The organism is Pseudomonas sp. IT-P12, assembly GCF_949767465.1.
In the GTDB taxonomy this organism is placed as follows: Bacteria; Pseudomonadota; Gammaproteobacteria; order Pseudomonadales; family Pseudomonadaceae; genus Aquipseudomonas.
Genome location: NZ_CATKPY010000025.1, coordinates 102,225 through 120,245, shown reverse-complemented (window position 1 = coordinate 120,245; position 18,021 = coordinate 102,225). Strand labels below are relative to the sequence as shown.

Annotated in this window: 18 protein-coding genes; 5 read left to right on the top strand and 13 right to left on the bottom strand. The window is 60.4% G+C overall.

Features of this window, described 5'->3' with window-relative positions; all coding sequences use genetic code 11:
* Positions 1 to 66: 66 nt before the first annotated feature.
* From ACM6IM_RS24025 to rplM, 7 genes are all read right to left on the bottom strand, one after another.
* On the bottom strand, positions 67 to 483 hold the full coding sequence (locus ACM6IM_RS24025) for a ClpXP protease specificity-enhancing factor (RefSeq protein WP_414866498.1): 417 nt from the start codon (positions 481 to 483) through the stop codon (positions 67 to 69).
* 16 nt (positions 484 to 499) lie between these two features.
* Entirely contained in the window at positions 500 to 1,117 is a 618-nt protein-coding gene (locus tag ACM6IM_RS24020) for a glutathione S-transferase N-terminal domain-containing protein (protein ID WP_007905304.1), read from the bottom strand.
* A gap of 151 nt (positions 1,118 to 1,268) precedes the next feature.
* Complete coding sequence (locus ACM6IM_RS24015) at positions 1,269 to 2,051, bottom strand: cytochrome c1 (RefSeq protein WP_192305085.1); 783 nt, start codon at positions 2,049 to 2,051, stop codon at positions 1,269 to 1,271.
* Complete coding sequence (locus tag ACM6IM_RS24010; protein WP_192305083.1) at positions 2,051 to 3,262, bottom strand: cytochrome b; 1,212 nt, start codon at positions 3,260 to 3,262, stop codon at positions 2,051 to 2,053. The genes ACM6IM_RS24015 and ACM6IM_RS24010 overlap by 1 nt, the downstream gene beginning before the upstream one ends.
* Positions 3,262 to 3,855 (bottom strand): ubiquinol-cytochrome c reductase iron-sulfur subunit, encoded by a 594-nt coding sequence (petA, locus tag ACM6IM_RS24005; protein WP_368555251.1) that lies wholly within the window; start codon positions 3,853 to 3,855, stop codon positions 3,262 to 3,264. The genes ACM6IM_RS24010 and petA overlap by 1 nt, the downstream gene beginning before the upstream one ends.
* A gap of 266 nt (positions 3,856 to 4,121) precedes the next feature.
* On the bottom strand, positions 4,122 to 4,514 hold the full coding sequence (gene rpsI / locus ACM6IM_RS24000) for a 30S ribosomal protein S9 (RefSeq protein ID WP_192305081.1): 393 nt from the start codon (positions 4,512 to 4,514) through the stop codon (positions 4,122 to 4,124).
* Positions 4,515 to 4,528: 14 nt separating this feature from the next.
* A complete protein-coding gene (gene rplM, locus ACM6IM_RS23995) occupies positions 4,529 to 4,957 on the bottom strand; it encodes a 50S ribosomal protein L13 (protein WP_003228062.1) in 429 nt (142 codons plus the stop codon).
* Between the two features lie 245 nt (positions 4,958 to 5,202).
* On the opposite strand from rplM, the gene ACM6IM_RS23990 reads away from it, so the two are divergent.
* Positions 5,203 to 6,243, top strand: coding sequence for an NADP(H)-dependent aldo-keto reductase (locus ACM6IM_RS23990; RefSeq protein WP_201194284.1), 1,041 nt, complete (start codon positions 5,203 to 5,205; stop codon positions 6,241 to 6,243).
* A 132-nt stretch (positions 6,244 to 6,375) separates the two neighbouring features.
* Here ACM6IM_RS23990 and ACM6IM_RS23985 read toward each other — a convergent pair whose 3' ends face one another.
* The gene (locus ACM6IM_RS23985) at positions 6,376 to 7,512 is read right to left on the bottom strand and encodes an acyl-CoA dehydrogenase family protein (protein WP_414866497.1); all 1,137 of its coding nucleotides are present in this window, start codon (positions 7,510 to 7,512) and stop codon (positions 6,376 to 6,378) included.
* Between the two features lie 242 nt (positions 7,513 to 7,754).
* Here ACM6IM_RS23985 and ACM6IM_RS23980 point away from each other — a divergent pair, with 242 nt between their 5' ends.
* From ACM6IM_RS23980 to ACM6IM_RS23970, 3 genes are all read left to right on the top strand, one after another.
* Entirely contained in the window at positions 7,755 to 8,651 is an 897-nt protein-coding gene (locus ACM6IM_RS23980) for a GlxA family transcriptional regulator (RefSeq protein ID WP_192306380.1), read from the top strand.
* A 300-nt stretch (positions 8,652 to 8,951) separates the two neighbouring features.
* Positions 8,952 to 9,839 (top strand): nitrilase family protein, encoded by an 888-nt coding sequence (locus ACM6IM_RS23975; protein WP_414866496.1) that lies wholly within the window; start codon positions 8,952 to 8,954, stop codon positions 9,837 to 9,839.
* Positions 9,840 to 9,854: 15 nt separating this feature from the next.
* Positions 9,855 to 11,048: a hypothetical protein gene (locus ACM6IM_RS23970; protein ID WP_414866495.1), complete on the top strand. Its 1,194-nt coding sequence runs from the start codon at positions 9,855 to 9,857 to the stop codon at positions 11,046 to 11,048.
* Positions 11,049 to 11,161: 113 nt separating this feature from the next.
* On the opposite strand, the gene zapE is transcribed toward ACM6IM_RS23970, so the two are convergent.
* The 3 genes from zapE to ACM6IM_RS23955 all read right to left on the bottom strand — a co-directional run bounded on the left by zapE (position 11,162) and on the right by ACM6IM_RS23955 (position 14,356).
* On the bottom strand, positions 11,162 to 12,256 hold the full coding sequence (gene zapE, locus ACM6IM_RS23965; protein WP_192305076.1) for a cell division protein ZapE: 1,095 nt from the start codon (positions 12,254 to 12,256) through the stop codon (positions 11,162 to 11,164).
* Positions 12,257 to 12,346: 90 nt separating this feature from the next.
* Positions 12,347 to 13,702 (bottom strand): tryptophan--tRNA ligase, encoded by a 1,356-nt coding sequence (locus tag ACM6IM_RS23960; RefSeq protein ID WP_414866494.1) that lies wholly within the window; start codon positions 13,700 to 13,702, stop codon positions 12,347 to 12,349.
* Positions 13,703 to 13,726: 24 nt separating this feature from the next.
* Positions 13,727 to 14,356, bottom strand: a complete 630-nt coding sequence (locus ACM6IM_RS23955; protein ID WP_414866493.1) for an alpha/beta hydrolase — start codon at positions 14,354 to 14,356, stop codon at positions 13,727 to 13,729.
* Positions 14,357 to 14,500: 144 nt separating this feature from the next.
* On the opposite strand from ACM6IM_RS23955, the gene ACM6IM_RS23950 reads away from it, so the two are divergent.
* Positions 14,501 to 14,935: a YhcB family protein gene (locus tag ACM6IM_RS23950; protein WP_192305073.1), complete on the top strand. Its 435-nt coding sequence runs from the start codon at positions 14,501 to 14,503 to the stop codon at positions 14,933 to 14,935.
* A 181-nt stretch (positions 14,936 to 15,116) separates the two neighbouring features.
* On the opposite strand, the gene ACM6IM_RS23945 is transcribed toward ACM6IM_RS23950, so the two are convergent.
* Both ACM6IM_RS23945 and ACM6IM_RS23940 read right to left on the bottom strand, forming a co-directional pair.
* Positions 15,117 to 16,502 (bottom strand): aspartate aminotransferase family protein, encoded by a 1,386-nt coding sequence (locus ACM6IM_RS23945; RefSeq protein WP_414866492.1) that lies wholly within the window; start codon positions 16,500 to 16,502, stop codon positions 15,117 to 15,119.
* 11 nt (positions 16,503 to 16,513) lie between these two features.
* The gene (locus ACM6IM_RS23940; RefSeq protein WP_414866491.1) at positions 16,514 to 17,986 is read right to left on the bottom strand and encodes an NAD-dependent succinate-semialdehyde dehydrogenase; all 1,473 of its coding nucleotides are present in this window, start codon (positions 17,984 to 17,986) and stop codon (positions 16,514 to 16,516) included.
* Between the last annotated feature and the right edge of the window lie 35 nt (positions 17,987 to 18,021).

Sequence of the window (18,021 nt, the reverse complement as noted above, 5' to 3'; positions counted from 1 at the left end):
TCGCGAGCAGGCTCGCTCCCACGGGAGCGGCGCAATGAAAAAGGCGATCCTCGCGGATCGCCTTTTTTATTTCACCACTTTCAGACTGGGTCGACCGCTGGGGCGCGGTGGCTCGCTGTCCGGTGGTGGCGGCAAATCATCATCCGGCTCGTTCTCATCGTCGTCCTCCATGGGCGACTCCAGATCGAACACCATACCCTGGCCGTTCTCCCGGGCGTAAATGCCCAGGATCGAGGCGATAGGCACGTACAGGGTGTGCGGCACACCACCGAAGCGCCCTTCGAAGCTGACCGCTTCGTTGTCCATGTGCAAATGACGCACGGCAGCCGGCGATACGTTCAGGACAATCTGCCCATCACTGGCGAAACCTTGTGGCACCTGCACCGACGGATACTCGGAGTTGACCAGCATGTGCGGGGTACAGTCGTTGTCCACAATCCACTCGTAGAGCGCGCGGACCAGATAAGGTCGACTGGAGTTCATAGCGGCTCCTTAAGCCTTAGCGCATGTCGCGTTCGACACCAGACAGACTCGCCTGGAATGCCTCACGCGCAAACGAGCGCTCCATATAATCAAGCAGCGGCTTGGCTGGCCGCGGCAGTTCGATACCCAGAATCGGCAAGCGCCAGAGTATTGGCAATAGGCAGCAATCCACCAGACTTTGTTCCTCACTGAGGAAAAACGGCTTGTCGGCGAACAGCGGCGACACGCCGGTCAGGCTCTCGCGCAGCTCCTTGCGAGCGACGACACGGGCAGCCTCCTTGGTCCTGGAATCCAGGATCAGATCCACCAGGCCACACCAGTCGCGCTGAATACGATGAATCAGCAAACGACTGTTGGCACGCGCCACAGGATAAACCGGCAGCAAGGGCGGGTGCGGGTAACGCTCATCCAGATATTCCATCACCACCGTCGACTCCCACAATGCCAGGTCGCGATCGACCAGGGTGGGCAGGCTTCCATAAGGGTTCACCTCAATCAGTTTAGGCGGCTGGCGGCCAGCTTCCACGTAAATGATCTCGGCGCTGACACCCTTCTCTGCCAGTACGATGCGCACTCGGTGGGAATAGTGGTCGGCGGGGTCGGAGTAACAGGCCAACCGATTGGTCACGCCCATTGGCGGTCCTCCTCGCTTGTTGAAATTATTGGAAGCGGAAAAACGAGCGCGCCCAGAGGGCGCCTCCCGTAACGCCTGGATGACCAGGCTCGTTACACTTTCAGAGGCGCCCTTGGGCGCGCGCGATTAACAGCAATTGCTTGAAACGTTATCAGTGCACGTCTTTCCAGTATTCGCGCTTCAGCAGATAAGCGAATACGAAGAAGAACGCCAGGTACAGCAATACATACGTACCAATGCGCTGATGTTGCAGCTTAACCGGGTTAGCCGAGTAAGCGAGGAAGGTTACCAGATTCTTGACCTTCTCATCGAACTGCTCTTCGGTCAGCGCACCGCTTTTCGGCACGATGGTCAGCTGATCGCACGCTTCATGAGTCAGCGCGGTACCGGTCAGCGGATCGTATTGCTTCTTGCCGTCTTCGACGATCTGCACCTGTTTGCAACCAACGACCTGGCGACCTTGCAGGCCCACCAGCACGTTCGGCATGCCCACGTTCGGGAAGACCTTGTTGTTCACACCCCAAGGGCGTGCCGGATCTTCGTAGAACGACTTCAGGTAGCCATAAAGCCAGTCGGTACCACGAACGCGAGCCACCAAGGTCAGGTCGGGAGGCGCGGCACCGAACCAGGTCTTGGCGTCGGCCGGCTGCATGCCGATGCTCATGTGGTCGCCGATCTTGGCGCCCGTGAACACCAGGTTCGACAGCATCAGGTCATGGGGAATGCCCAGATCGTCGGCAACACGCTCATAGCGCTGGAACTTGGCGCTGTGGCAACCCATGCAGTAGTTGGCGAACGTACGTGCGCCATCCTGCATGGCAGCCTTGTCGGAAACGTCGATATCGATCTTTTCCAGTTCAGGACCACCGTGTTCAGCCGCGAAGGACAGGACAGGCAAAGCAGCAAGAATCAGTACAGCAAATAGCTTTTTCATCAGCCAGTCACCCTTTCCGGAACCGGTTTGGTCTTCTCGAGCCTGGTGTAGAACGGCATCAAAATGAAGTAGGCGAAGTACAGGAAGGTGCAGACCTGCGACAGCAACGTACGACCCGGAGTGGGCGCCAGTACACCCAAAACGCCCAGGATCACGAACGAAATGCAGAACACCCAGAGCCAGATCTTGCTCAGCCAGCCCTTGTAGCGCATCGACTTGACCGGACTACGGTCCAGCCACGGCAGGACGAACAGCACAGCGATGGCCGCGCCCATGGCGATGACGCCCAGCAGCTTGTCCGGAACCGCGCGCAAGATCGCGTAGAACGGCGTGAAGTACCAGACCGGAGCAATGTGCTCGGGGGTCTTGAATGCGTTCGCCACTTCGAAGTTCGGCTTCTCGAGGAAATAACCACCCATCTCAGGGAAGAAGAACACGATCGAGCAGAAGACGAACAGGAACACCACCACGCCGACGATATCTTTCACGGTGTAGTACGGGTGGAACGGAATGCCGTCCAGCGGTACGCCGTTTTCGTCCTTGTGTTTCTTGATATCCACGCCGTCCGGGTTGTTCGAACCGACCTCGTGCAGCGCCAGGATGTGCAGCACCACCAGGCCGAGGATCACGATCGGCAGGGCCACCACGTGCAGGGCGAAGAAGCGGTTCAGTGTGATACCGGAAATCAGGTAGTCACCACGGATCCATTGGGTCAGGTCGTCGCCGATGACGGGAATCGCACCGAACAGCGAGATGATCACCTGGGCACCCCAGTAGGACATCTGGCCCCATGGCAGCAGGTAGCCCATGAAGGCTTCCGCCATCAGCGCCAGGTAGATCAGCATGCCGAAGACCCACACCAGCTCACGCGGCTTCTGGTACGAACCGTAGAGCAGGCCACGGAACATGTGCAGGTAAACCACGATGAAGAACGCCGAAGCGCCGGTGGAGTGCAGCAGGCGCAGGATCGAGCCGTACTCGACGTCGCGCATGATGTATTCGACGGAAGCGAATGCCTCTTCCGCCGAAGGGGTGTAGCTCATGGTCAGCCACACACCGGTAACGATCTGGTTGACCAGAACGAGCAGTGCCAGGGAACCAAAGAAGTAGAAGAAGTTGAAGTTCTTCGGGGCGTAGTACTTGCTGAGATGGTCTTCCCACATTTTGGTCGCGGGAAAGCGCGCATCAACCCAATCCATGAACTTGCTCATCACGCTTTCTCCGTATCGACGCCAACGACAATGATCTCGTCGGACTCATAGGAATGCGGGGGAACCGGCAGGTTCAAAGGCGCAGGTTGCGACTTGTAGACACGGCCAGCCAAATCGTAGTGGGAGCCGTGGCAAGGGCAGAAATAACCCCCTACCCAGTCTTTGCCCAGATCCGCAGGCGCCACTTCCGGGCGGAAGGTTGGCGAGCAACCCAGGTGCGTGCAGATGCCGATCAGCAGCAGAATCTCGGGCTTGATCGAACGCACTTCCGGATCGACATATGTCGGTTGAACAGAGTTCTTGGAGGTCGGGTCAGACAGCTGGCCCTCGATCTTTTTCAGATTCCCCAGGATTTCCTCGGTACGGCGGACGATGAACACCGGCTGACCGCGCCACTCAGCAACCATCTGCTGGCCTGGCTCGATTTTGCTGACATTCACTTTCACCGGTGCACCTGCGGCTTTCGCCTTGGCACTGGGAAACCATGACCCCACGAACGGGACCGCAGCCCCCACCGCTCCTGCAGCACCCACCACGGATGTGGCTGCTACCAAGAAGCGACGCCGGCCTGCATTCACGCCGTCATTGCTCATTCAGTCCTCTCCCATCAGCTTTGTGGCCTGTTAAATCAGGCATCTACTAAATAAAACTATGTACTTATAAAAATTTTGCCGAATGGTAATGAAAAGCCCCAATCCTGACAAGGTAATTACCGAAGGGCTCCAGTGCCAAGCCTTGCAGTATAGGGGCTCTACGGATGTGGCACGTTGTCACAGAGCAATTCTTTGATAAATCGCACACATAAAAAAACGCCCAGCTCCGTGAGGGGCTGGGCGTTCTTTTTGAACGTGAAAGCGAATTAACGCTTCGAGTACTGCGGACGCTTACGCGCTTTACGCAGACCGACTTTCTTACGTTCAACTTCACGGGCGTCGCGAGTAACGAAGCCAGCTTTGCGCAGAGCGCCGCGCAGGGTTTCGTCGTAGTCCATCAGAGCGCGAGTGATACCGTGGCGGATTGCGCCAGCTTGACCACTTACACCACCGCCGATCACGGTGACGTAGATGTCGAATTTCTCGACAGTCTCGGTCAGCTCCAGCGGCTGACGAACTACCATGCGGGCAGTTTCGCGGCCGAAGAAGGTTTCCAGCGAACGGTTGTTGATGGAGATGTTACCAGTGCCCGGACGCAGGAAAACGCGTGCGGTTGCGGTCTTGCGACGGCCAGTGCCGTAATTTTGAGTCGCCGACATAATGAACTATTCCGTTAAATCTTCAGTTCTTGGGGCTGCTGAGCAGTATGAGGGTGTGCAGCGCCCGCATAGACTTTCAGCTTACGGTACATGTCGCGACCCAGCGGGTTCTTAGGCAGCATGCCTTTGACCGCGGTCTCGATCACGCGCTCAGGGGCCTTGGCGATCAGCTTTTCAAAGTTGATCGACTTGATGCCGCCCGGGAAACCGGAGTGGGAGTAGTACATTTTGTCAGTGGTTTTAGCACCGGTCACACGAATCTGCTCGGCATTGATAACGACGATGTAGTCGCCGGTGTCAACGTGAGGAGTGTACTCAGGCTTGTGCTTGCCACGCAGACGGCTCGCGATTTCGGTGGCCAGACGACCCAGGGTCTGACCAGCAGCGTCGACGACAAACCAGTCGCGCTTTACTGTTTCCGGTTTAGCAGTAAAAGTTTTCATTCTTTATAGCCTCAGGGGCCGCCCTGTAAATTAGACGGCGGATCTTACTGAATAGTGCGTACTTTGACAAGTCAAAGGCAGCCGGATACAGACGCTTTCGGGGGCTCGGGTCGGCGCGTCCGTTCAACGGCAAGATTCTTCGGCGGCGGCGCATCACTTCCACTGCAGAAAGAGGTGCGCAATTATGCAGATTGCGAAAAATATTTCAACCTGCTTTTATGATTGTTTTGCCCAAGGAGCACCTGATGGACTATCGCCAGCTAGGCCGTACCGATCTGAACGTGAGCGCCCTCTGCCTCGGCACCATGACCTGGGGCGAGCAAAACAGCGAAGCCGAAGCCTTTGCCCAGATCGAGCGCGCCAAGAGCGCCGGGATCAACTTCATCGACACCGCCGAGATGTATCCGGTGCCACCCAAGGCCGAGACCTACGCGACCACCGAGCGCTACATCGGCAACTACTTCAAGCGCCGCGGTGATCGCGCCGACTGGATCCTGGCGAGCAAGATCGCCGGCCCCGGCAACACCATCGACTACATCCGCGACAAAAACCTGCGGCACAACCGCCAGCACATCACCGAAGCCGTGGACGCAAGCCTCGAGCGCCTGCAGACCGACTACATCGACCTCTATCAATTGCACTGGCCGGAACGCAGCACCAACTTCTTCGGCCAGCTCGGCTACAAGCACAAGATCGAAGCCAACCTGACGCCACTGGAGGACACCCTCGAAGCGCTGGACGAACAGGTTAAAGCCGGCAAGATCCGCCACATCGGCCTGTCCAACGAAACGCCGTGGGGCACCATGCGCTTCCTCGCACTGGCCGAAGCCCGGGGCTGGCCGCGCGCCGTGTCGATCCAGAACCCGTACAACCTGCTCAACCGCAGCTTCGAAGTGGGCCTGGCGGAAATCGCCATCCGCGAACAGTGCGGCCTGCTCGCCTACTCGCCGCTGGCGTTCGGCTTCCTGTCGGGCAAGTACGAAGGGGGCGCCCGTCCGCCGAAAGGTCGCCTGAGCCTCTACAGCCGCTTCAGCCGCTATTTCAATCCGCAGTCCGAAGCGGCGTGCAGCCGTTACGTGGCACTGGCCCGTGAACACGGCCTGGACCCGGCGCAAATGGCCCTGGCCTTCGTGACCCAGCAACCGTTCGTGACCAGCAACATCATCGGCGCAACGACCCTGGAGCAACTGGACAGCAACATTGCCAGTTTCGACCTGAAGCTGTCGGATGAAGTCCTGGCGGGGATCGAGGCGATTCACAAGGATCACCCGAACCCGGCTCCTTGATGGATCGTCAGGCCCTATCGCGAGCAGGCTCGCTCCCACACAGTTCTGGGTGTGGACACATATTGTGCTAACACTCAGAACCCTTGTGGAAGCGAGCCTGCTCGCGATGGGGCCACAGCGGTCAAACGCCGATCAAAGCGCCCGCGCAATGATCTCCTTCATGATTTCATTGGTGCCGGCATAAATCCGCTGTACCCGCGCATCGGCCCAGGCCCGGGCGATCGGGTATTCCCACATGAAGCCGTAGCCGCCGTGCAACTGCACGCATTCGTCGAGCACCTTGCATTGCAGGTCGGTTCCCCAGTACTTGGCCATCGCTGCAGTCGGCACGTCGAGCTTGCCCTGCAAGTGCAACTCCAGGCAGTGATCGACGAAGACCCGGCCGATCTGGATTTCGGTGGCCATCTCCGCCAGTTTGAACCGGGTATTCTGGAACTCGGCAATCGACTTGCCGAACGCCTTGCGCTCGCGGGTGTAATCCAGCGTCCATTGCAACGCCGCCTCGGCCGAGGCCAGGCCGCCGATCGCCACGGTCAGGCGCTCCTGGGGCAACTCCTGCATCAGGTAGGCAAAGCCCATCCCGGCCTGCCCCAGGAGGTTTTCCCTGGGCACGCGCACGTCCTGGAAGAACAGCTCCGAGGTGTCCTGCGCCTTCATCCCGACTTTTTCCAGGCGCTTGCCCTTGTCGAAGCCAGGGGTGTCGGCTTCGACCAGGAACAGGCTGGTGCCCTTCGCGCCCGCCTTCGGGTCAGTCTTGGCCACGACAATCACCAGGTCCGCCAGGTAGCCGTTGGTGATGAACGTCTTGGAGCCGTTGATCACGTATTCGTCGCCATCGAGCACGGCAGTGGTCTTGACCCCTTGCAGGTCGGAACCGGCGCCGGGCTCGGTCATGGCAATCGCGGTGACCATTTCCCCGGACACCAGTTTGGGCAGGTACTTGTGCTTCAGCGCTTCACTGCCGTAATGCAGGATGTAGGGCGCGACGATATCCGAATGCAGGGAAAAACCGATGCCGGTCAGGCCGAGGCGACCCACCTCCTCGATCACCACCGCGCTGTAGAGAAAGTCCGCACCCAGTCCGCCGTAGGTTTCCGGCAGGTGCGAACAGAGCATTCCCGCCTCCCCCGCCTTGTTCCAGAGCTGGCGGTCGATATAGCCTTGTTTTTCCCATTGTGCGTGAAACGGCACGGCCTCTTTTTCGAGGAACGTGCGCACGCTGTCGCGAAAAAGTTCGTGCTCGGGACTGAACAAGGTTCTGGGGATCATGCGGCACCTGTCGTTCTTGTTAGAGGGTTGGTCTTCAGAGACTAAGGTGCGCGACCGATACAGGACACTGGACACATCCGACAAAAAATAAGACGATCCAGCCGTCTGGTGACCACTTTCCCCTATAAGAATAAAGTTGAATTATGTCTAACCAAGCCTCCACGCCCTTGCGGCGCGTCAGCATCCTGGCCATCGACCGGGTTTTCGCTTCCACTCTCATGCAGGCCAAGGATTTCTTCCACCTGGCCAGCCTGCGCTACGGCAAACAACTGGGCCTGGGCCTGACACCGGCGTTCGAAACGCGCCTGGTCAGCCCCGATGGCAAACCGGTCAACAGCTTCAGCGATGTGATCATGCCCGTGGACGGCGGCCTGGAAGATGCCGATGTGATCATCCTCCCGGCGTTCTGGGACGATTTCGAAACCCTGTGCCAACGTTATCCCCAGGTGCTGCCATGGCTGCGCCAGCAGCATGCTCGCGGCGCGGTCCTGTGCGGCGAAGCCACCGGGGTGTTCTGGCTGGCCGAAGCGGGGTTGCTCAACGGCAAGGAAGCGACCACCTACTGGCGTTTCTTCAACGCCTTCGCCGAACGCTTCCCCCGGGTCCATCTCAATCAGGACAAACATCTGACCGACGCCGACAACCTGTATTGCGCAGGCGGCACCACCTCGGCATGCGACCTCTACATTTACCTGATCGAGCGCTTTTGCGGCGCCAACGTCGCCCAGGCCGTGGCCCGCGACATCCTCTATGAAGTGCAGCGCAGCTATTCGCCGGGGCGTATCGGTTTCGGCGGGCAGAAGCTGCACCAGGACGTGATCATCCTGCAGATCCAGCACTGGCTCGAAGAACATTTTGCCGACAAGTTCCGCTTCGAAGACGTCGCGCGCGAGCACGGCATGAGCATTCGCAACTTCATGCGCCGATTCCAGACGGCTACCGGTGACAAGCCGCTGCACTACCTGCAGCGACTGCGCATCGAAACCGCCAAGGGCCTGTTGTCCGGCAGCCGCAAAAGCATCAAGACCATCAGCTATGAAGTGGGCTACGACGACGCGAGTTTCTTCGCCCGCCTGTTCCGCCAGCACACGGAGTTGTCGCCGAACCAGTATCGCCAACAGTTCCAGCAGGCGGCGTGAACGAAATGCGGTGATCCATATCTGCAACAAGACCGCAGCGAGCTTCAACGGTGGCTTCACCCTGAGCGACCTCCCGCACTACCGGCTTGAAAACTGACACCTCCATTCCAGAGCCTGTGCACCCAGTGCATGGGCTCTGTCGTACACCCTCCCTGCACAGCCTGCTCGAAATACTTCGCACATATTCGGACAAGGACTACAACCTGCCCGGAATCCGCTGACTGTTCCTCCCTCCTCGTTTCAACACCTAATAAACACGCGGTTAAACAACGCGAATAACAATAAAAAGAGGTCATCGGAATGAGCGAGCCAACGAGCCCTGTTCGTGTCGCAGTCGTGCAATTCAGTCCGCAGGTCGGCGTCGAGAATCGCCAGGACAATCTGCATCGCAGCCTGGAATTGGCCGAGGAAGCGGTCAAGGGCGGCGCCAACCTCATCGTCCTGCCGGAGCTGAGCAGCACGGGCTATTTTTTCAACAACCGACAGGATGCATTTGCGCACTCCGAAGGCGTGCCCGACGGGCCCAGCGTGCGACTCTGGATCGACTTCGCCCGCAAGCACCGTATCTACCTCGTTGCCGGCTTGACCGAACGCGATGGCATGCGGCTGTTCAACACCGGGGTGCTGGTCGGGCCGGACGGCTTCATCGGCAAGTACCGCAAAGCGCATCTGTGGAACCTGGAAAAACTCTGGTTCACCCCGGGCGACCTGGGGTTTCCGGTATTTGATACGCCGATCGGCCGTATCGGCCTGCTGATCTGCTGGGACATCTGGTTTCCGGAAGTGCCGCGCATCCTCAGCCAACAAGGTGCGGACATCATCTGCAGCCTGAACAACTGGGTCTGGACGCCACCACCGCTGTTCGATGAGGCCGGTAAATGCATGGCGTCGTACCTGACGATGACGGCGGCGCACGTAAACAATGTGTTTATCGCTGCGGCCAGCCGCATCGGCGAAGAGCGAGGTGCCCGTTACCTGGGTTGTTCGCTGATCGCCGGGACCCATGGCTGGCCGCTGGGTGCGGTGGCCTCGGCGGACCAGCAGGAAATCCTGTTTGCCGACATCGACCTGACCAGCGCCCGCAGTGCGCCGATCTGGAACAACCTGAACGACCTGCATCGTGACCGTCGCGCCGATCTCTACGATCAGATGCTCGGTTATCGCCAACATTCATGCCTCCCGCGCTGACAGGAGGCCTGACTCATGCACTCCTCGACCGAGAAAAACCGTCCGGGCCAACGATCGCTGTTGGACACGGCGGTCATCCTGCTGATGATCGGCACCGCACTGCTGGTGCTCTGGCTGTCACTCACTCACCGCACGCACTGGTCGGCCCCTTGGCCGGGTTACCACGATCTGCTGACGGCCCTTCCCGATCCGCGGGCCTGGCTGCGCTGGGTGCTTGGCGATATCAGTGAAGTGGCGTTCTACAAGCACGAATTCGCTTCCATTGGCCTGCTGGCCGGCGCCTACCTGGCCTATTGGGCAAACCGCACACGGCAGCGCTGGCAAGGCTTTGCCATCTGCTACGGCAGCGGCTTGTGGCCGTGGCTGGTGACCAGTTCGTTGCTCGGGTTGCTGCTGAGCAATCTGCTCTGGGGCTGGACGGTGACCGCCGCCAGTTGGCAACCCACGTTTGTCGCGTTCGTTTCACTGCCCGCGGCGATGGTGCTGATGTTCGGTGGCGGCTGGAAGGTCACGATCAACGGCGCAATCATGGGCGCCGTGCTGGTGACGCCGGTGTGCCTGCTGATGGTCAATTACGTGTGCAATCCGCTGGGGTTGCCGGTGGTGATTGGCAATGTCTCGGGCATGGCGCTTGCCAGCGTCCTGGCCTTCCTGCTCTGTCGCTATCGGTCGGGTCTGGTGAACCCGGTGAAACCCGTGGAGCCGCCTGCCGAACCTGCCACCCGCGAAACGCCCGACTACGGCGTGATCTGGAGCCTGCGCCGAGTCCTCGCGGACTTTTCGGAAGCGCCGTTCTATGGCAACGAGTGGGCCAGTCTCGGCCTGATCCTCGGTGCGCTGCTGGCGTTCACCCTGAATCCGGCGAGTCCGGTCTACGGTTCGCTGTTGCTGCCACAACTGATCGGCGCCCAGGCGTTGACATCAGCCCTGGGCATCGTGATCTGGCGTCGCCACTGGATGGTGCATGGCTGGTACCCCACCTACATTCCGTTGGTTTCAGTCGTGCCGGCAGCACTGCTGACGTATGGCGGCAGTTGGCAGGTGATCGTCATGAGCGCTCTGCTGGGGGCCTTGATTGCCCCACCCCTGGCCTGTGAACTGGCCAGACGGCTGCCGGCCGACATGCATGGCTTCATCGGCAATGTGCTGTCCATGGCCATCAGTACGCTGCTGATCATTCCGTTTATCGGCTTTCTGATCACCCATTGAGTCCACCCGGCGGCAGCGTCAGCGCTCGATGGTTGTCGGGCGTTGCAGGCGTTTTCCTCCGCCATCGTCGGCCCCGTGGGCCTGATGGTGGAGGACGCCGTTCGCGAGTCTGCCTAGGGCTTATGCGCCCGGGACAGGAACTCGTGGGACTGCATTTCCAGCAGGCGGCTGAGGGTGCGCTGAAATTCGAAGTTCAAACGACCGCCGGTGTAGAGATCCTTGAGTTCGACCTCTGCGGAAATGATCAACTTGACGTTACGGTCGTAGAACTCGTCGACCATGTTGATGAAGCGGCGGGCGATGTCGTCGGTGGTGACGCTCATCTGTTCGACGCCGCTGAGCAGCACCGCGTGAAAGATCTTGCCCAGCTCGATGTAGTCGTTCTGGCTGCGCGGGCCGTCGCACAGTTCGCGAAAGTCGAACCAGGCCACGTCGTCGCAGGTGCGCAAGGCGCGGATCTCGCGGTTCTCGATGATCAGCACATCGTTCTCGACCGCCGCCGTGCATTCCGGCGTCAGGGCGCGGAAGCTCTTGCGCAGGCTTTCCTGGGACGCCTCGTCCAGCGGGAAATGGAACAGCTCCGCCTGTTCGAGGTGACGCAGACGATAATCGACGCCGCTGTCGACGTTGACGATCTCGGTGTTCTGCTTGATCAGCGCGATGGCTGGCAGGAAACGCGCACGTTGCAGGCCGTCCTTGTACAGGCCGTCCGGCACGATGTTCGACGTGGCGACCAGGGTCACGCCGTTCTTGAACAGCTCTTCCATCAGCGTGCCGAGGATCATCGCGTCGGTGATGTCGGACACGAAGAATTCATCGAAGCAGATCACCCGCGATTCGGCGGCAAAACGCTTGGCGATGATGGTCAGCGGGTTCTTCTCGCCGCCGAGGGTTTTCATTTCTTCGTGCACGCGCTTCATGAAGCGGTGGAAGTGCGTGCGGGTCTTTTCCTTGAACGGCAGCGCTTCAAAGAACGTGTCGACCAGATAGGTCTTGCCGCGCCCTACGCCGCCCCAGAAGTACAGGCCCTTGACCGGGGTCTGATCCTTCTTGCCAAACAGTTTGCCCAGCAGACCCGGCTTGTTCTGATCGGCCGCGATCAGGTCGTCGTACAGGCGCTGCAAATGACGCACAGCCGTTTCCTGCGCGGCGTCATGGAAGAATTCCGGGCGTTTCAGATCAGCTTGGTATCGTTCTAGGGGCGTCATAATTCGTTAGCAAGGCAACAAAAACGGGCCGTCACTGTAGCGACGGCCCAGAGGAATGGCAATCAGCCCTTGGTCGGGCCGAGCCATTGTTTACGCCTGAACCGGCGTCAGGGCGACCCGCAGGGCGTCGATAGCGTGGTCCCGAGCGGCACCGTCGGCGAAGGCCGGGCTGTCGGCGACGCACTCGCCCTCCAGCCAGACGCTGAAGCTCAGGGCTTCACTGCGCACGTCCAGTGGCTGGCCCGCTTGCAGTTGCTTGGTCACCTGGCCTGCGGTCTTGCCGTCGGCGAAGTGGCGCGACAGCAGCAGTTGCTCGCCATCGGCCGCCAGCAGACGGAAGCGGAAACTGCCGTCGTCTTCACGGAAGCTGACAAAACGCGCGGCTTTCGCGGCTTTCTTTTTGCTGGTCGCCGCGACTTGTGTCTGGGCCACGAAGGAACGCAGACCCACTGCTTCACGCAGTTCGTTGAGGAAGGGCGTCGCCACCGCACGGGCCTTTTTCGCGCCATGTTGCAGGATGTCTTCCAGATCCGCCGGGCGTTCGATCAACTGGTGATAACGCTCGCGGGATTCGCCCAGTTCGTTGTCGAGCAACTGGAACAGGCGATTCTTCGCCTCGCCCCAGCCCAGTCCCTGCAACAGTTCGCTGTGGAACGCGTCGGCCTGCGCCGGCGTGGCGAACGCCTGGTACAGGGTGAACAGGTGCGAGTTGTCCGGATCTTTCGCTTCGCCCGGTGCGCGGGAGTCGGTCACGATCCGCGAAATCGCGTCTTTCATGTCCTTGGCGCTGCTGAACAACGGGATGGTGTTGTCGTAGCTTTTCGACATCTTGCGCCCGTCGAGGCCTGGCAAGGTGGCCACGCTTTCCTCGATCAGCGCTTCGGGCAGGGTGAAGAACTCCTTGCCCTGACCAAACAGATGGTTGAAACGCTGGCCAATGTCACGGGCCATTTCCACGTGCTGAATCTGGTCGCGCCCTACCGGCACCTTGTGCGCGTTGAACATCAGGATGTCGGCGGCCATCAGCACCGGGTAGCTGTACAAGCCCATGGTGATCCCGGCATCCGGGTCTTCGCCGCTCTCGACGTTCTTGTCCACCGAGGCTTTGTAGGCGTGGGCACGGTTGAGCAGGCCCTTGGCGGCGACGCAGGTCAGCAGCCAGGTCAGCTCGGGGATTTCCGGAATGTCGGACTGGCGATAGAAGGTCACGCGGTCCACATCGAGGCCACCGGCCAGCCAGGTCGCGGCGATCTCCAGGCGCGAGCGCTGGATGCGCAGCGGGTCATCGCATTTGATCAGGGCGTGGTAGTCCGCCAGGAAGTAGAACGAATCGGCATTGCTGTCACGGCTGGCGACGATCGCCGGGCGGATGGCACCGGCGTAGTTGCCCAGGTGCGGCGTGCCGGTGGTGGTGATGCCGGTGAGGATACGGGTACGAGTCGTCATGGGTAATCGCTTGTCAGACTGCAATCATTTCGAGAGACGCGGCAGGATCAGATCCTTGAGATCGGTCAGCTTGCCATGAAAAAAGTGTCCGCATTCTGCCACTTTCAGCAGCTCATGGGGGCGCTGGAGTGTCGAGGACCAGTCGTAGACGACTTGCGGATCGATGACTTCGTCGGTTTCCGGCTGGATCAGGGTCAGTTCGCCCTGCTGCGGCAACTGATCCTGATCGCCGAGGCGCATGACCGCCGGTGCGACCATGAACAGGTGCTTGAGCTGCTCACCACCTGCTTCCAGGCGCCCACCGAGGCTGGCGGCGACAAAACCACCGAAGGAGAAGCCGAACAGGGTCAGCGGCAGGTCCGGATGCTTCGCCCGAAGCCAGGCGGCTGCGGCCTGGGCGTCGTCGACCTCGCCAGTGCCCATGTCATGCGTGCCTTCGCTGGCACCGACACCGCGGTAATTGAAACGCAAGGTAATCAAGCCGGCATCGCGCGCGGTGCGCTGCAGGGTCGACACGACTTTATTGAGCATGGTGCCGCCCTGCACCGGGTTCGGATGGCAGATCAGTGCCAGGCCGCGGGGCGTCTCTGTCTCAAGGTAAAGGGCTTCCAGTTGACCCACCGGGCCATCAATCACTACAGGGGTTTCGCGCATAAGCAAGAAAGGAACTCCGTGACCTTGAATCGGGTCGACTCGTCTAGCAAATTGTCTGTGCCGGTGTATTGCGAGCGAATCGCGGTATACAGCGCAGGTTCGAGCCGTTAACGTAAAGCAAAGCCGTTTATAGAGGAAGGACTCGTGGAACACTCGCTCTTAGTTTGGTTGTTGCCGACTCTTGCCCTGGTTGTGGGTGTCGCCATTGGTTTCCTGATCGCTCGCCTGGTGCCGAATGCTGCGCCGAGCAGCACGCAACGTCAGCTGGATGACATTCAGGAACGTTTCGACAGTTATCAGAACGAGGTGGTCACCCACTTCAACAGCACCGCATCGCTGGTCAAGAAGCTGACTCAGAGCTACCAGGAAGTGCAGGATCATCTCGCCGAGGGCGCCAACCGCCTGGCCCTGGACGAGCAGACCCGTCAACGCCTGCTGGCCTCGCTGCACTCCGATGCCACGGTGGCCCCACGTGAACGCCTGACGCCACCGCGCAATCAGGAGCCGCCGCGCGACTACGCGCCCAAGGCGCCGAACGCGCCGGGCATGCTCGATGAGCATTACGGCTTGAAGAAGTAGGCCGGCATTACGCCAGTAAAAAGCCCCCGGACGAGTGATCGTTCGGGGGCTTTTTTATAGTTTTGATCCTTGCAGTCTGTACTGGCCCTATCGCGAGCAGGCTCGCTCCCACAGAGAGAGCGCAGGTCTTTGTGGGAGCGAGCCTGCTCGCGATGGGGCCTTGGGCCTCACTGCATTAGCTTCAGCCCAACACCTCTCCCGCTACCTGATCGATTGCCTCCTTGGCGATGCCCACGATCAGGTCGGCCTCGGCCTCGGTCAGAATCAACGGCGGTGCGAAGCCGAGGATGTCGCCGTGGGGCATCGCCCGAGCCACCATGCCGCGCTCCAGGCAGGCCGCCGAGACTTTCGGGCCGACCTTCAACACCGCGTCGAACGGCGTGCGCTGCTCCCGATCCGCCATGAACTCGACGGCGGCGAGCATGCCATCACCCCGGACTTCACCTACCAGCGGATGGCCTTCGAGGGTTTCACGCAACCGGCGATTGAGGTAACCGCCTACCTTCTCGGCATTTTCCGTGAGGTTCTCACGTTCCAGGATATCGAGGTTGGCCAAGGCCGCCGCCGCGCAGATCGGATGCCCGGAGTAGGTCCAGCCATGGCCCATGGCGCCCTGGGATTCGGAGGCCTTTTCGATCACGTCCCACACTTTTTCGCCGACGATCACCGCCGACAATGGTGCGTAGGCGCTCGTCAGCCCTTTGGCCGTGGTGATCAGGTCAGGCCGCATGCCGTAGCGCTGGCTGCCCATTTTCGAACCCAGGCGACCAAAAGCGCAGACCACTTCGTCGGCGATCAGCAAGACGTCGTACTTGTTCAGCACCGCTTGAATCGCCGCCCAGTAGCCAGCCGGTGGAACGATGATGCCGCCGGTGCCCATCAGGGGCTCGCCGATAAAGGCAGCCACGGTGTCCGGGCCTTCGGCCAGGATCATTTTTTCCAACTCGTCGGCGCAGTAACGCACAAAGGCGGCTTCGTCCATGCCGGCGGGAGCCTTGCGATACCAATGCGGACAGACAGTGTGCTTGATCCCTTCGGCCGGCAAGTCGAAGTGCTGATGAAAACTCGGCAGGCCCGTCAAACTGCCGGTCATGATGCCCGAGCCGTGATAACCACGGTCGCGGGAGATGATTTTCTTCTTCTGCGGCCGCCCCAGCACGTTGTTGTAATAACGCACCAGTTTGATCTGAGTTTCGTTGGCGTCGGAACCGGAGAGGCCGTAGTAGACCTTTTTCATCCCTTGGGGCGCCCAGTCAATGATGCGGCTCGACAGCTCGATGATGGCCTCGGTCGAGTGACCGACATAGGTGTGGTAATACGCCAGCTCCTTGGCCTGCTTGTAGAGGGCGTCTGCCACCTCGGTGCGGCCGTAGCCGATATTGACGCAGTAGAGGCCGGCGAAGGCATCGATCAGTTCACGGCCCTCGTGGTCGCGGATGCGAATGCCCGACGCACTCTTGATGATGCGCCCCTTGAGTGCACCGCTGGCGTGATCATGGGCGTGCGTCGAAGGATGCATGAAGTGTGCGCGGTCTTGTTCGAACAGTGAGTCGAGTTCTTGCTTCATGGTGGATCTCCTTAAAACTGGCCTTGATGGTGCAGGCAGAAGTATTTGGTTTCGACAAAGGCTTCGAAGCCTTCGGTGCCGCCCTCGCGGCCCAGCCCCGAGGCTTTCATGCCACCGAACGGAATCGGATGGCCGGTGAACTTGACGCCGTTGACCGCGACCATGGCGTGGTCGAGGCGACGGATCAGCGGGTAGATCAGGTCCAGGCGATTGGAGCAAATGTAGGCGGCCAGACCATATTCGGTGTCGTTGGCCATCTCGACGGCCTGGTCCAGAGTGTCGAAGGGCATCACCCCGGCAATCGGCGCGAAATTCTCTTCGCGGTAGATGCGCATGTTCGGGGTGACATCGGCCAGCACCGTCGGTTGGTAGAACAGGCCGCCAAGGGCATGGGCCTCACCACCCACCAGCCGTTGTGCGCCCTGCTGCAGGGCATCGGCCACGCGCTCGGCGGTCACGTCGAAGGCCGCCTGGTGCATCAGCGGGCCGATATCGACCTGCTGCTCTCGATCACCAAGCATCGCCGGGCCGACACGCAGCTCGCGTACCGCTGCAGCAAAGCGCTGGAGAAATTCCGGGTAGACCGAGCGCTCGACCATGATCCGGTTGGCGGCGCAGCAATCCTGGCCGGAGGTCTGGAATTTGGCCTCTAACGCCACTTTCACCGCCAGCGTCAGATCGGCGTCGGCGCAGACAATGAAGGGCGCATTGCCGCCCAGTTCGAGCGCCACTTTCTTCACATCCTGAGCGGCGGCTTGCAGCACCAGCTGACCCACCCGGGTCGAGCCGGTGAAACTCACGGAGCGCACGCGCTTGTCCTGCACCAGGGTTTGCATGGCCATCTGCGGTTCACCCAGCACCACGTTGAACACGCCCGCCGGAAAACCGGCCTCTTCGGCGAGTTGCGCCAGGGCGAATGCCGAGTACGGGGTTTCGTGGGCCGGCTTGATCACCACCGTGCAACCGGCAGCCAGGGCGGCGGCGGCCTTGCGGGTGATCATGGCCGAGGGGAAATTCCAGGGTGTCAGCAACGCGCAGACGCCGACCGGCTCCTTGACCGTGCCCAGGTGGGCACCCGGGATGTGGCTCGGAATGTTCTGGCCATACAGACGCCGGGCTTCTTCGGCGAACCACGGAATGAAGCTGGCCGCGTAGGCGATTTCACCTCTGGACTCGGCCAGGGATTTGCCCTGCTCCAGGCTGAGAATCCGCGCCAGGTCCTCCTGATGCTCCAGGATCAACGTCGCCCAACGCCACAGAATCGCACCGCGCGCATCCAGGCTCTGCTCGCGCCACCCGACAAACGCCCGGTGTGCGGCGTCGACAGCGGCGACGATCTGCGGCTGATCAAGCATGGGGACGTGACCGATCAATTTCTGATCAGCCGGATTGTGCACCGCAATGCTCTGACCACTGTCGCTGTGCACCCAATGGCCATCGACGTAGCAGAGTGCCTTGAACAGCAGTGGATGTTTGTAGGTCATGACGTTCACTCCAAACCGTGTGCGTGGAGTCCATG